14 protein-coding genes are annotated in these 13,611 nt (G+C 70.3%); 5 read left to right on the top strand and 9 right to left on the bottom strand.

Features of this window, described 5'->3' with window-relative positions; genetic code table 11:
* Positions 1-289: 289 nt before the first annotated feature.
* Positions 290-496: a DUF397 domain-containing protein gene (locus ABT340_RS38315; protein ID WP_352015828.1), complete on the bottom strand. Its 207-nt coding sequence runs from the start codon at positions 494-496 to the stop codon at positions 290-292.
* A gap of 3 nt (positions 497-499) precedes the next feature.
* Positions 500-1,327 (bottom strand): helix-turn-helix domain-containing protein, encoded by an 828-nt coding sequence (locus ABT340_RS38320; RefSeq protein ID WP_352015829.1) that lies wholly within the window; start codon positions 1,325-1,327, stop codon positions 500-502.
* A gap of 914 nt (positions 1,328-2,241) precedes the next feature.
* Between ABT340_RS38320 and ABT340_RS38325 the strand changes: the two genes are divergently transcribed.
* From ABT340_RS38325 to ABT340_RS38340, 4 genes are all read left to right on the top strand, one after another.
* Positions 2,242-2,460: a hypothetical protein gene (locus ABT340_RS38325; RefSeq protein ID WP_352015830.1), complete on the top strand. Its 219-nt coding sequence runs from the start codon at positions 2,242-2,244 to the stop codon at positions 2,458-2,460.
* Positions 2,457-2,873, top strand: a complete 417-nt coding sequence (locus tag ABT340_RS38330; RefSeq protein ID WP_352015831.1) for a hypothetical protein — start codon at positions 2,457-2,459, stop codon at positions 2,871-2,873. The genes ABT340_RS38325 and ABT340_RS38330 overlap by 4 nt, the downstream gene beginning before the upstream one ends.
* A 59-nt stretch (positions 2,874-2,932) precedes the next feature.
* Positions 2,933-3,235 (top strand): hypothetical protein, encoded by a 303-nt coding sequence (locus ABT340_RS38335; protein WP_352015832.1) that lies wholly within the window; start codon positions 2,933-2,935, stop codon positions 3,233-3,235.
* Between the two features lie 421 nt (positions 3,236-3,656).
* Positions 3,657-3,881: a BldC family transcriptional regulator gene (locus ABT340_RS38340; protein WP_352015833.1), complete on the top strand. Its 225-nt coding sequence runs from the start codon at positions 3,657-3,659 to the stop codon at positions 3,879-3,881.
* 114 nt (positions 3,882-3,995) lie between these two features.
* Here the strand turns inward: ABT340_RS38340 and ABT340_RS38345 are convergent, their stop codons facing one another.
* Together ABT340_RS38345 and ABT340_RS38350 are read right to left on the bottom strand one after the other, a co-directional pair.
* On the bottom strand, positions 3,996-4,373 hold the full coding sequence (locus tag ABT340_RS38345) for a hypothetical protein (RefSeq protein ID WP_352015834.1): 378 nt from the start codon (positions 4,371-4,373) through the stop codon (positions 3,996-3,998).
* 79 nt (positions 4,374-4,452) lie between these two features.
* A complete protein-coding gene (locus ABT340_RS38350) occupies positions 4,453-4,794 on the bottom strand; it encodes an ArsR/SmtB family transcription factor (RefSeq protein ID WP_352015835.1) in 342 nt (113 codons plus the stop codon).
* A 351-nt stretch (positions 4,795-5,145) separates the two neighbouring features.
* Between ABT340_RS38350 and ABT340_RS38355 the strand changes: the two genes are divergently transcribed.
* A complete protein-coding gene (locus ABT340_RS38355; protein ID WP_352015836.1) occupies positions 5,146-5,313 on the top strand; it encodes a DUF3073 domain-containing protein in 168 nt (55 codons plus the stop codon).
* Between the two features lie 161 nt (positions 5,314-5,474).
* On the opposite strand, the gene ABT340_RS38360 is transcribed toward ABT340_RS38355, so the two are convergent.
* Genes ABT340_RS38360 through ABT340_RS38380 form a run of 5 tightly spaced genes read right to left on the bottom strand, consistent with a single transcriptional unit; the run spans position 5,475 to position 13,215 of the window.
* Entirely contained in the window at positions 5,475-6,746 is a 1,272-nt protein-coding gene (locus tag ABT340_RS38360; protein WP_352015837.1) for a proton-conducting transporter transmembrane domain-containing protein, read from the bottom strand.
* Positions 6,743-8,101, bottom strand: a complete 1,359-nt coding sequence (locus tag ABT340_RS38365) for a proton-conducting transporter transmembrane domain-containing protein (protein ID WP_352015838.1) — start codon at positions 8,099-8,101, stop codon at positions 6,743-6,745. Before ABT340_RS38365 ends, ABT340_RS38360 begins: the two co-directional genes overlap by 4 nt.
* Positions 8,098-11,097 carry a YbcC family protein gene (locus tag ABT340_RS38370; RefSeq protein ID WP_352015839.1) on the bottom strand — a complete coding sequence of 1,000 codons (3,000 nt, stop codon included), beginning with the start codon at positions 11,095-11,097 and terminating at the stop codon, positions 8,098-8,100. The genes ABT340_RS38365 and ABT340_RS38370 overlap by 4 nt, the downstream gene beginning before the upstream one ends.
* Positions 11,094-12,737: a SulP family inorganic anion transporter gene (locus ABT340_RS38375; protein WP_352015840.1), complete on the bottom strand. Its 1,644-nt coding sequence runs from the start codon at positions 12,735-12,737 to the stop codon at positions 11,094-11,096. Before ABT340_RS38375 ends, ABT340_RS38370 begins: the two co-directional genes overlap by 4 nt.
* Positions 12,703-13,215 carry a hypothetical protein gene (locus ABT340_RS38380; protein WP_352015841.1) on the bottom strand — a complete coding sequence of 171 codons (513 nt, stop codon included), beginning with the start codon at positions 13,213-13,215 and terminating at the stop codon, positions 12,703-12,705. Before ABT340_RS38380 ends, ABT340_RS38375 begins: the two co-directional genes overlap by 35 nt.
* Positions 13,216-13,611: the final 396 nt, after the last annotated feature.

A 13,611-nucleotide genomic window follows, 5' to 3' on the forward strand; every position in this document is an offset into this window, starting at 1 on the left:
AAGGTGGGGTTGCGAACCCTTCAGAGTGATGAGGAACCTGTGACGGAAGGGCGGCTCCCGGGGCGAGTTCGCCATTGACGATCTGCTGGCGGAGCTGGTCCGCGATCGCGAGGTACAGGGCGCCTGACTGATCCACGACTACAGCTTGACGCGGGCTACCTTGCCCATCAAGCAGGGCGGCTCGGGCGGAAGCGAAGGTGTCACAGTCGTACCCACTGTGCGAGCAGCCCCCAGCATGAACAAGACCCCGGCACTGCGAAGGGTGCCGGGGTCCTGGGAGCGAAGGTGCTCAGGCGTCGAAGACACCGATGTTCACGCGGCCGATGAATGAGCGCCACTGGGCAGGGGTGAACGCCAGGGCTGGGCCGGAGGGGTCCTTGCTGTCGCGGACGGCGACCAGACCGGGAATGTTCGTCGCGACCTCGACGCATGCGTCTCCGCTGTTGCTGAGGCTGCTCTTGCGGAACTGGGCGGCGGACAGGTCCGGGGGGAACATGGGCTACTCCTTCATGGCCTGGGCGATCATCACCTCTGATGCGTCAGGGGTGAGCGCTTCTTCGCAAATACGCTCGAATGACACTTTATAGCGTTTTACGTGATCCGGGTTGTCGACGTAGACGTCTCCGACTGTTCCTGCTATGTAGGCGACATCGTCGGCCGGGTTGGGGTATTCCAGGATGATGTATGCGCCGTCCATGCCTGCGTGGATGCCTGCGGTGAAGGGGAGGACCTGGACGGTCACGTTGGGTTTGCGGGCTGCGATCAGCAGGGTTCGCAGTTGTTCGCGCATCACTTCTTGGCCGCCGATCGGGCGGTGAAGGACCGCCTCATCCAGTACGGCGTGCAGCGTTGGTGGGTTCGGGCGTCCGAGTAGCGTTCGTCGTGCCATCCGAGCCATGACGCGGCGGTGCACTTGTTCGGCGTCGCCGTCTCTGAGCCCGGCGCTGATGACCTCGCGTGCGTAGTCTTCGGTTTGGAGTAGGCCTGGAACGAGTTGGACACCCCATTCCTTGATGACGTGTGCTTCGTCTTCGAGACCGACGTATGACCCGGCGAATACGTCTGAGTAGGCCGTCCACCAGCCGCGACGTGTGCCGTCTTGTGCCAGTTGGATGAGTGCTGCGCGTACTGGAACGGTGACGCCGTAGACGTCACAGATGGTGATCACGTCTTGTTCTGTGAGCTTTGCGACTCCTGTTTCCAGTCGGTTGAGTCTGCTCTTTGACCAGGACAGGTGTGCTGCTGCTTCGGTGGTTGTCCATCCGGCAGTTTCCCGGAGGGCTCGGATCTCGCGAGCCAGCCTGCGCTGCCTGACGGTGTTCTGCATGGACTCAGTGTGCCCCACGTGCGGTCGCCTTCTTTCTTGAGAGTGAAGACCTCTGGGATATCCCATTGAGATATTGGGATTTCCCATCCATCATGGGGATGGCTCTCCTAGGGTGTTGTGTGTCGGGGAGCGACGTGGTTCCCGAGGCAAGTGCCCTGAATGGAAACGGACCTGCCCGGCGGTTGCGTCGCCGGGACAGGTCCTTGATCAGGAAGGTGTCTCCTGACGTGAGTAAGAGTAGTGCCCGGGACTCCAGCCCGGACACGTCGATCCGGGACGGCTGTGGCTGCTTCGCCGACGCTGTGCCTCTGCCAATGGGATGCGCCCGTTGCGGGCACTCGCCGTATGCCCACGGCTGTTCGCGCCAGGACGGGCACGATTATGTGCAGCCGTCCGGGGTGCTGATGAACGCCCGTCTTCAGGCCCGTCGCGCGTACGGCCCGCAGGTTCTTCCCGCGCCTCGGCCTCCGGGGGAGGCGGCGCCCGCTGAGGTGATCCCGTTGGTACCCGCCCAGCGGCGGCCCGATCCTGAGCCTGGGCCGGAGGCGCCCGCGATGGTTCCGGCCGCGAAGGCCGTACCGGCTGGTGGTGGGGAGCCGGTTCCTGTGGATGAGCCGGGTGCGGTTCCGGAGGCTGTGCCGGTACGGCCTGTGCTGCCTCGGCGGGTTCGGCGTCCGTTCTCCACGGTTCCTCGGGCGGGGGTCATCTGGACTCGCGTGCGTCAGCCCAACCACCACGGCGTACGGCCTACGAGCGGCAGACCGTACCGGCGTGGCGGCCGATGCCGCGTTCCCCATGGTCGTACGGCCTGTCGGCCGGTTCGGGTTTCGGCTGTTCCTTGTCCCGTAGAGCGGGCCCGTCTGGTGAACGTCCTGGCCAGGCATGCCTCTGGTCGGATCTTGGAGGTCCCGGTCATGCAGCACCCCACCCCCAGTCGTCCGGTGATCCCGGGTTGGCGGTTGATCATCAGTGACGCAGGCCGGTTCTGGGCCTTCCGCAGCCACGTCTTCCCCTTCGCCGCCGTACGGGCCGGGGCCGAGTCGGCGGTGGACGCCGACACCTTCGAGGAGATCCAGGCCCTCGTCGCCGAGCAGGAGAAGACCGCCGCCTTGGTTGAGGAGGTCACCTCATGACGGGACGACACCGGGACGGCCAGCCGTACGAGGCGGTGTATCGGCGGGTGTGGGACGGCCCCGCGCGGGCGGAGGCCGAGCGGATCGACCTGGCGTGGGCGGAGTGGACCGTGCTCTACAGCCTGGGGCGACGCAGCTTCTACGCCGTGGCCGCCTGGGACGGGCCGCGACCGGTCATCGTCGAAGACCCCACGGGCAACGGGCTGGAGGAGCGGATGCGGGAGGCCGAGATGATCAAGGCCGTTCGGATCGCGCCGCCTTCGTTGGCTCCGAGGGGGCGTCAGGTTCGGGAGGGGGCCTCCCACGGGGCCGGTCGTGTGCCCGCCGGGGTGCGCAACGCGCGGGTCGCTGCGGAGCCCGGTGAGGAAGCGGCGCCCGCCGGAGGGCGTTCGCCGGGCGGGAGGGCGGCATGATGCCGATGGCCTGGGCTTCTCGTCAAGTTTCTGAGCTTTCTGATCGAACCGGTAACTCCGTGCAGACGGCTCACCCGGGCTGGTTGGTTTTCCACAACTCGACGACCGGGCTGTGGAGCGCCTACCGGGGCACCCTGTCCGGCAGGCCGTACCTCAATGACGTGCTGCTGGTGCGGGCCGAGTCGGTTGAGGAACTGGACCGCAAGCTGGCCGCTCAGGTGCTCTTGATGGTGCCGCCGAGTATCCAGGCCGTCGCCGTCGCCCGCGCTCTTCGGACCCGGACCACCCGGATCGTACGCCCTGGTCAGGCCATCGCGCCTGGTCGGCCTACGGCGTTGCGCAGGCTGCTGCGCTCCCCATAGCCGGTACGGCGGCTCGCCGTACCCCTTGAGCGTGCGGTCCAGGGATGAGGGACCTGGACCGCACACGACTCCGGCAAGCCGGTACGGCGGGTGGGAAGGCTCACGGCCCGCCGTACCTCCTCAAACGTGCGGCTCAGGTGGGAGGGACCTGGGCCGCACACCCTCGCGAGACGGCTTCCGCGCACGCCGGGACATGGCAGGGCGTGCTGGGGAAGGAGGGAGCCGTCTGGCGCACCGGTCTTCCCTCGTGGAAGGCCGGTCCTCCTCCAGGGTGCCCGGCCGTCGTGCTCCCCGGCTCGGGGCCGGGCACCCGCTCCCTCACCCCCGACAAAGTCATGAACCCCGGACCCCCACTGAGCCTCACAACCCAAGCGATCAGAAGCCCAGCCCGCACACCCTCCGCCACTGAAGGAGAAGCTCCTTGTCCCCCCTCAAGGCCGTCGCACCGGATGGCACCTTCACCACCGGCCCCGACACCACAGAACGCCTCCTCACCCCCGGCGAGGTGGCCCGCGTCTTCGGGGTCGACCCCAAGACCGTCAACCGGTGGGCGCTCACCGGGCGCATCCCCTCGGTCAGGACCCCCAGCAACCAACGCCGCTACCGCCAGAGCGACATCGACGCCCTTCTCAACCCCTCCCCCTGACGGCCGTTCAGGAGGCCGGGATCGATGAAGGGCGAACAGAGGAACCAGCTGGGCCGCCCCGTGAACGTCGCCGAAACAGTCTCCCCGCCCGGTCGAGGCCGGGCGGGGAACCCGTCAGCGCGGGCCCAGGTTGATCGAGCCGAACACGTCGCCGGCCTGGATGACCGTCCCGTGGATCGTGGCGTCGCCGCCGATGGTGTTGGAGACGTCGTGGCTCTGCCGTACGACCTTGGCCGTCTCCTGTGCCCAGGCGGCCAGCTCGTCGGCGAAGGCGGGGTCGGCCGTGGCGCGGTCGATGAGGATGCCGGTGATCTCCTCGGCCTGCCCGGTGGTGCCGCCGGGGGCCGCCTCAAGGGCGGCGACCTCGCCGGAGTCGCCGCCGAAGCGGTTCCTGGCCAGGGTGACCAGCGAGGTCCAGGCGCTCTTGCCTACCTCACCCGCCGCGCCACCGACGAGGGCGGTGACGATCGCGGTGAGTACGGTTGGGTCCATGACGGCGCTCCTGTGCTCTGATCGGCTGCCCGCGGGCGGGATGCCGCCCGCGGATCGATCATGGCCGAAGTCGGGAGCGTCAGGGAATGGGTTTGTCGGGATCGCGGAGTTCGGCCAGCAACTCGTCCCGGTCGGCCAGCAGGTTCGCCAGGATCCTGCGGGTGGCCACCATCAGGTCGGCCAGGTCGGGGGTCGAGAGCGCGTACACGACGGTCGCCCCGTCACGGGTGGCGTTCACGATCCCGGCGCGGCGCAGTACGGCCAGCTGTTGGGACAGGTTGGAGGCCTCGATGTCGAGTTCGACCAGGAGGTCACGGACGGGCAGCGGGCCGCGTTGCAGCAGCTCCAGAACCCGGATGCGGAGCGGGTGCCCCAGCGTGCGGAAGAGGTCGGCCTTGACCTGGTAGAGCGGCGCGGGCATGATCAGGACGCCCCGTCGGCGTGTGCCCGCGGCCTGGCCGCGAACGCGTTGACGCCGCCCACTTCTCGTGGACCGATGACCTCCTGCTGGATCCAATCGAGGAACACAAGACACTTATAATCTGGCAAATTGCATAATTGTTCAAATCGTCAGGTTTCTAGGTAGGATGAGGCCGTGTTCTGTTCCCCAACGCCGCTCGGCAGACCCGATCCCGGTCGATACGAGGATGGGGTAGGGCGTCGCTGGGTACAGGTACCGGCGAACACAGCCTGACCTGCCGCGCCAGGCTGGATTCGCCGGCGACGCGACGGTGACAGTAGGTCAGCACGGCCGTGTGAGGGAGTACAGCCAATGGGGCGGGGTCGAGCCAAGGCGAAGCAGACGAAGGTGGCGCGCGAGCTGAAGTACAGCAGCCACGGGATTGACTTCAACCGGCTGCGTGAGGAACTCAGCGCGACCGGGGGCTCTGCGAAGGAGGACCGGACGGAAGAGCCCGTGGAGGAGCTTCCCAACCGGTAGGTTCCCGCGCCGGATCGCCGAGCCGTACGGTGCCGGTGAAGCCACACGAGGTCTTACCGCGTTGGCGCAGCCGTACGACACGAACGAGACCGTGTGGCGCGACGGAGCCTTATATGACCGGCCGCCGGAGTCCGGCGGCCGGTCCTTCGGATTCCGTGGGGTCAGGGGGTCATCGGGAAGAGGCCTCCGACCAGCAGCGCGCCGATCGCGATCGTCAGCGCGTACGTCTCAAGCGGGACGAGGTCACGTTCCCCCGAGTGCGTACGGCTGCCCGCGAACAGCGCGAAGAAGCACCGCATCACGGTCATGCCGTTGACGCCGACGGCTCCGGCCAGCGCGAGCCAGACGACCGGTGACCCGGTGACCGACCCGTGGATCAGCAGGTGGCCGCCCACGAACCCCAGGGAGAGCGGGAAGCCGACCGTGGCGAGCCCGCACAGCAGGAACGCCACGGCCAGCCGGGGGGTCCTGGCGAAGTTCCCGCTCGGCGCGCGCAGCGACAGCGTGCCGCGCCGCGCCTCAAGGGCGGCCAGCGTCATGGCGAGCCCGGAGACGGCCAGCGCGGAGGCCTCCCAGGTCAGCACCGCCCCGGAGACCGCCTCCGGCGAACCGCCGAGCCCGCACGTCACCAGCCCGGTCTGGCTCATCGTCAGGAAGGCCAGCGCGCGCCTCGCCTCTCCCTGGACCACCCCGAACAGCGCGGCCACGACGGCGGTCGCGCCGCCGAGCAGCGCCACGTCGTGGGCGAGCGGAACCGGCAGGTCGAGCTGGGCGAGCAGGCCGAGGGGCGCGGTGTGGAAGACGACCACGACCCCCAGCGGGACCCGCTCGACGAAGCGGGGATACCAGCTGTGCAGCGGGACGACCGCGAACCTGGCCATGATCGCGAGCACCACGAGGACGCCGCCCGCCGTCCGCCAGCCGGCGGCCGACAACGCGGTGCCCACCCCGAAGAGCAGGACGCCGGGCAGGTGGTAGGCGGCGAAGAGCCGGTCGAGCCGGTCGCCGCCCCGGCTTCCCTCGCCGCCGCGCAACCCGGCCCACACCAGCCAGGCCGACAGAGCCCACAGCACGACGTCGACCGCCTGGTGCCGTACGGCCACGAAGCCGCAGGAGACCGCGAGCAGCCGCAGGATCCTGGCCAGCGTCGCGGGCGGGTGGGAGGCCAGCGGGCTCATCGCGACGACCAGCAGGCCCGCCGCGCACGTCGCGACGACGACGAGCCTGGTCGTGCCCTCCGGCAGCGCGGCGTGTTCGCCGGAGAGGAACGGGACGAACCCTCCCGACCAGGGCAGTACGACGGACAGCGCCGTCGCGGCCGACGCGCAGGTCACCGCGGTACGGCGGGCGGCCTGCCGGTCGGCCACCCGGGCGACGACCACGGAGGACACCAGGAACAGCACCGCGACCAGCGAGGGGACAAAGGTGATCATGACGTGCGCCCCTCTCTCACGGGAACGGTGGTGTCACCGGCGCTCAGCAGCCGCGCCCACCGGTCGTCCAGCGACTCGGCCCGCCTGACCAGGCGTGCCAGTCCGCCGACCAGGTGGTCGCGCAGCCACGCGTCGAAGTAGCCGCGTTCGAGCGCGTAGCGGTACAGCCACGCCCGTGGGCCCGCCGGGACGAGCCGGTCCAGGTGCCTTCCCGTCGGCGGCAGCGGCGCGCCCAGCGCCTGTTCGAGGTGGTGGTGGTCGTGGATCAGGCTCGGCGAGCGCAGGATCTGGGCGGTGCGCAAAGCGGCGTGCGCGACCAGGTGCGCCAGCGCGAGGTACCGCAGCCCGAACCCGACCTCGACCAGGACCACCCCGATCTGGGTCATCGAGGCGTAGGCCAGTGTGCTCTTGATGTCGGTCTGGGTACGGCCGACCAGGGTGGCGTGCACGGCGGTCAGCGCGCCGACCACCACGATCGCCGCCCGCACCCCCGGCGCCCCCGACCAGGCCGACTCGGTGCGCAGCAGGAGGTACGGCCCCATGCTGACGGAGATCGCGCCGTAGAAGACGGCGCTCGACGGCGTCGGCCCCTCCATGGCGCGGGGCAGCCAGCCGCCGAGCGGGACCTGGGCGGCCTTGCCCATCGAGGCCCACAGCAACGCCAGGCCGACCACGAGCGCGTCCCCGCTCGACGTGGGGGGCGAGAAGAGCGCCCACCCGCCGCCGTCGACCCCGGCCACGCTCGACGAGCCGGTGGCGTGGTGCAGCCACACCACCGCGACCAGCAGGCCCACGTCACACGCCCGGTAGACGAGGAAGGCCCGCAGACCGTGCTCGACCGGCCTCCTGCGCTCGTGGAAGAACGCGATCAGCAACGCCGAGGACAGCCCGGCCAGCTCCCAGCCGACGAGGGACAGTTCGAGGGCGCCCGCGAGGGCCACCAGCTCGACGCCCGCGCCGAACAGCGTCAGCAGCATGTAGAAGCGCAGGTAGCCGGGCTCCCGGTGCAGGTAGCGCCGGGAGAAGACACCGATCAGGCCGCACAGCAGCGCGGCCAGGATCGCGAAGGGCAGCGAGAGCCGGTCGCCGACGAGCAGCAGGTGGAACTCCGACTCCCCGCTGCCGAACCAGGTGCCGACGGGCGCCGTCACCAACGTCCGCCCCTCGCCGACCATGACGCAGGCCAGCGTCAGCGCGGCGGCCGTCGCCAGCCCGAAGGCCAGCGCGACGGCCGCCGAGACGGCCCGCTCGACCCGCCGCCGCCCCTGCCAGGCGAACACCGCCATCAGGGCGAACGCCCCGAGCGGGAACCCGGCGACCGAGAGCAGCAGAAACCGCTGGAGGGTGTCGTTCACGACGCCTCCTCCCCGACGAGCTCCGGGGAGACCCGCTCCCCGGACCCCGTGCCGAGGGAGGCCGTCACGTGGGCGAACCCCAGGTGCTCCCGCCTGCCCGCGTAGAACTGCGCCGAGCGGTGCACCGTGGGGAGGGCCTCCCCCTCGGGGACGTACGGCACGAAGCCGCCCCGCTCGAAGACGTGCATCGCGTCCGACGACGGGCTCCACGCGACGAGCTGGATCCACCCCTTGGTCACGAGCCGCTCCAGTACGGCGTGCGCCCCCACGATCGCGGCCAGCCGCTCGGGCTCGGTCTCGACGACGAGCAGCAGCCGTACCGGCTCGTGGATCTCGACCATCTGCCAGGGCAGGCCCGTGCGCAGGTCGGAGGCGTGACCGTCCATGACGCCGAGCAGGCCGACGATGTTGTGCGGCAGCTTCGTGCCGCACCCGTACCCCGCCGGGTCGACGTAGCTGAAGTAGTACTCCAGGTTGATGCCCGCGCAGACCGGTCCCGCCGCGAGCAGCAGGTTCGTCAGCAGGTCCCCCGACGGGTCGCCCTCCGGGTCGTAGGAGACGAGGAAGGCCCGCCGGTCGAGGAAGAGCCCCCGGGTGCGCGACCTGCGCCCGACGACGCCGATCGCGTTCGTGGCGTGGCCGTACTCGGGCCTGGGCTGGCCCAGGTCGACGGTGTGACTCTCGACGTGGGCCAGCGCCGCGTCGAGTGGCAGGTCGAGGGGGGCCGACTCGAACCTGCGGCAGCGTTCGTGCGCGTCCAGGACGCACGCCCGCGCCATGATCCGCTTCGCCTCCTCGACCGCGTGTCTCGACCGCTCGGGGACGAGGTCCTCGTCGTAGTAGGTCATGGAGTCGTCGCAGGTGTTGTGGTACGCCCCGACGAACCAGGTGCCGTCCGGGATGTCCAGGCCCAGGTCACGCAGCCCGGCGCGCACTCCCGGGTGGTTGGCCATCGCCGCGAACGCGCGCGCGTTGGGGCCGCCGCGCCCGCCGCCGGTCGCCCCGCAGTCGTGCGCCGACTCGTGCGGGTTGTTGAGGCTGGAGGAGCCGTGGCCGACGATCAGCACGACGGGCGCCAGTTCACGGCCGAGCCCGGTCGTCCGCAGGGCGGAGGAGACGACCTGCACCATCTCCGGCACGGAGTACCCCCGCCGCAGGCCGTCCTCGGTCTCCACGGCGCCGGGGGCCCGCTCGATCGCCAGCCTGGTCACGGCCCCGCCGCCGGGGTCGTGGTCCAGGCGCCGGGACCAGCGGTGGAACCGGCGCGGGAACAGGCAGCGGCCGACCAGCGTGACGACCTGGGTCGCCCCGAGGCCGAGGGAGATCACGCTGCCGCGCGCCAGGGTCCTGCTGCCCACGGCCAGGCCCAGGCTCAGCCCGCCCCGGCCGTGCCGTGAACCCGGCTGCCGTGGCGTGCGGGATACCGTACGGGACTCTGCGGGTTCCTCGACGACCAGGTGCGTCGGGGTGACGACGACCGGGCACAGCGGGCGCGGGCGCACCTCGCCCGTCCCGAGGTAGGTCATGGCCACTCCGAAGAAACCGGCGTAGCCGTAGGTCCTGGCCTGCGGGAAGTGCTCCTCAAGGTGTCTGCGCAGCGACTCCTCCCGCTCGTCGATGCAGAACACGGCCTGCATCGTGACGGGCGGTGCCTCGGCTCCGGCCGTGAACCGCCGGTGGGCGTCGAGCGCGTCGAGCGCCCCGACCCGGTGCCGCCGTTCGTAGGCCAGGTGCAGCAGACGGCGCCGTTCGGTCTCGTCGCAGGCGACGACCGCCCCGAGCCAGGCGGCGGCGTGCTCCGGCCTGGCGAGGACCGTGACGTCCACGGGCATCAGCTGTGCCAGGACGAACGCCTCGTAGACCAGTTCGAGGCCGGGCCGTACCGTCGTCCGGTCGGCCGTGGCGGGCCCGCCGGGGTGGTTCCGCATGACGTGCCGTGCGGCCTGGACGTCCAGGACGAGCTGGACGGCCAGGTAGTCGAGCAGCCGTGCCGCACGCGCCTCGACCGGCGCCAGGTCGGGCCGGTGCTCGAACTGACGCATCATGCCCGCCCAGCCGCGCAGCGACAGCAGCGTCGTCTCGATCGCGGCGCCCCGGGCCTCCTCGGGTACGGCCAGCTCGTCCAGGGCCCAGACGACCGTCCGCTCGGCCGTCCAGCCCTCGGCCTCCTGCCGTCTCAGCTCGGTGCCGAGACCCCGCAGGAACCGGTCGGGCGGGCCGCCGGCCTGGCCGTACAGGCGGCGGAAGGCGCGCAGGAAGCCCAGTTCGCGCTCGGGCATCGGCCAGTAGGCGATTCCCTGGTCGAGGAAGGCCGCCGACAGCCGGATCAGCAGCGGGTGCACCAGTTCGTCGGTGTCGGTCCCGGTCTCGGCGAGGATCCGGTCCCGCCCGCGCGCCGGGGGAGCGCCCGCGCCGGGCACCGTCGGAGCCGCCGCGGCCAAGCCGTTCCACAGGGTGTCGAGAAGCCGCGCCTGCGAGGCCCGCGCAGTCTGTTCGGGCGTCGTGGTCCAGTCGCGGCCGGCCTGTGCGAGCAGCTCGGCGCGTCGCCGGGGGTCGAGAAGGTCGCTGAGGCGGGTTCGGGCGTCGGTCTCCAGGAGCAGCCAGTCGAGCGCGGCGCCGCTGGGGATCTCGAACAGGTTCCGCAGCCGCAGGGCGAGGAAGCGCGCCCGCGTCGGCCCGCCCGGCACGATCGGGGCACCGCCGGGTGCCTCGGCCTCGGCGACCGCGTCGATGTCCGAGGGACGGATCCGTCCGGAGCCGACGTGGTCCCGGAAGGCCGCCTCACTCTGGAACGGCTCGGTGCCGAACACCCGCGCCGCGCTGACGACGGCCTCGTCGAAGGGCAGGTGCTCGAAGGCGTGCAGGGTGTTGTGGTGGACGAACGTCTGCAACGGAGCCTGTTCGGGCAGCAGCCTCGCCGCCCGTTCGACCAGCTCGGTGACGTCCGTGACGCGGTCCCCACGTCCGGGGGCCGCGGCGATGTCCAGATGGGTCATGCTCGCCTCCGGCGTCTGGTCGCCTGCGGGTGGGAGGAGACGGGGACGAGCCCGTCGAGCCCGCGCAGGGTGAGGGTGGCCCGCCACTCACGTGACATCGTGGCCAGCCCGGAAAGGAAGGTGTGGTCGACGAGCGTCGCGTCCGTCACGTCGACGACGACCTCGGTGACGCCGCCGTCCCCCGTGTCGTCCTTGGTGGCCCCGTTGACCGTACGGCGCAGCGGCAGCAGGGCGGTGAAGACGGCGGCTGCGGGGACGCGGACGTTCAGCACGCTCCCCGAACGGACGGCCACGGCGCGGGGCCGCAGGAAGGCCACCGGCGGCACCCCGCGGACCAGGTGCAGCACGATCTTCAGGGCGAGACCGGCCGCGACGCCCATGAGCAGGTCGGTGGCGAGCGTGACGAACATGGTGGTCAGGAACAGGGCGAGCTGGTCGAGGCCGACCTCGCGGGCGTGGGCGAACTCTCGGGGGGAGGCGAGCCTGGTGCCGGTGTAGACGAGCATGGCGGCCAGCACCGCCAGCGGGATGGTCTGCAGCAGGCCCGGCGCCAGGGCGACGAACAGCAGCAGGAAGACGCCGTGGAAGAAGTTGGACCCCCGGGAGACGGCGCCCGCGTCGATGTTGGCCCGGCTGCGGACGATCTCCGAGATCATCGGCAGGCCGCCGATCAGCGCGGAGACGAGGTTGCCGCCGCCGAGGGCGAGCAGGTCGCGGTTGAGGTCGGAGGAACGCCTCTCGGGGTCCATGGAGTCGACCGCCAGCACGGTCAGCGTCGACTCGATGGTGCCGATCAGGGCGAACATCACCACGTACTTCAGCGACGTCCCGCTGAGGATCACCGAGAAGTCGGGGAAGGCCACGGCGTCGAGCAGGGTGCCGGGGAGCCGGACGAGGAACTCGGGGCCGAGGTGGTAGGTCGTGGTCATGAACCGGTAGTCGTGCGGGACGCCGACGTGGAACCACAGCGCGACCGGCACGGTCACGGCGAGCACGACCAGCGGCGCGGGTACGGCCCTGGCCCACCTGGCCCTGATCAGCGGCATGCCGAACATGATCAGCAGGCCGAGCGCGCCGAGCAGCAGGACGCGGGGGTTGGCACTGGCGACGCTGTGCGGGATCTCCGCGATCAGGCCGAGGGTCTCCTTGCTCTCCGGCTTGACGCCGAGCGCGACGTGGGCCTGCTTGGAGATGATGATGATCCCGATCGCGGCGAGCATGCCGTGCACGACCGAGGGGGACATGGCGATGCCGACGGTGGCCACCCGGCACAGCGCGAAGGCGATCTGGACGACCGCGGCGACGACGCCGACGGCCAGCGCCCGCCGGTAGCCGACCGCGAGGTCGCCTCCGCCGAGTTCCTGGACCGCGCCGAGCGCGATCACGATCAGGCCCGCGGCGGGGCCCTTGATGGTCAGGGGCGCGCTGCCGAGCAGGCTGACCAGCACGCCGCCGACGATCGCCGTCAGGACACCGGCGACCGGCGGGAACCCGCTGGCCAGCGCGATCCCCAGGCAGAGCGGGAGTGCGATGAGAAAGACCAGGAAGCCGGACTTGACGTCGGCCGTCTGGAAGGCGCCGCGGCGGGGCGCGGTGGCTAAGTCGTCATGGGCCTTCAGGCCGTGCTGTTCTGACGTCACTGAGATCCTCACAAGGGCGTGGGCGGTCTGCTCCGGCCGTGTTCGGCCGGAGGTCGTGCGCACGGGAAACGCCTGCTCGCAGGCGTCCTGGGCGCACGGGGGGACCGCGGGCCACGCTCGTTTCGAGGATCGTCTCCGACGGCCGCTCCTGGTGGATCGCGACGGTGACGTCGCGTACCGGAGAACGGGAGTCGGTGGTCTCACTGTCGGTGAAGTCGTCCTTGACCTCACGCGAGTCGTTGCCGAAGGTGTCGTGCTCGTCGCCGAAGGCGGTGGCGACCGGGGAATCGAGGCTTCCCATGGCCGTCCCGCTGATCGGGCCTCGCACCGGGGTCGGTGGGACGGCCCTGGTGCGGTCGAGCTCTTCGTGGTGGTGGTGATGGCGCGTGTCCGCGCAGGCCACGGAAAAGGCCCTGGCCGGGGCGATCGTCTCGACCCATGACGTCATCGCCATCACGACCGCGAGCGCCGCCCCCACCGCACGGAGCAGTTTCCGCCCATGCCGGGATGATGCCCTGACAAAAGGGGCATTCGGCCGGTCGAGGGATGGCGGGGTCACTTTGGCTCCGGGCCACGATATGGGTCGGGATGAAGCCTCATGATTGATCCAGAAAAGGATTAAATCGGTCAAGACCTACGAAGAGTGGTTGTTCACTCTCCATCCGTGGCTTCGCGGCGCACGCGACCGTACTCTAGCTGCGATGATCTGCCGGTTACCGGAAATTCTCCCGGTCAATGTCACTATGACTTTCTGTAAACGCCGCAGGTCGTGAACAGGGAAACGTTACCAAAGCGTTATCGGAAGGGCTGCGGGATCGCTGTTTTCTCTACACGGATATCGGCATTCGCTGTGATGCCCGGCTATAACCCAAAT

This window comes from Streptosporangium sp. NPDC000239, from assembly GCF_040300765.1.
Taxonomy (GTDB): Bacteria; Actinomycetota; Actinomycetes; order Streptosporangiales; family Streptosporangiaceae; genus Streptosporangium.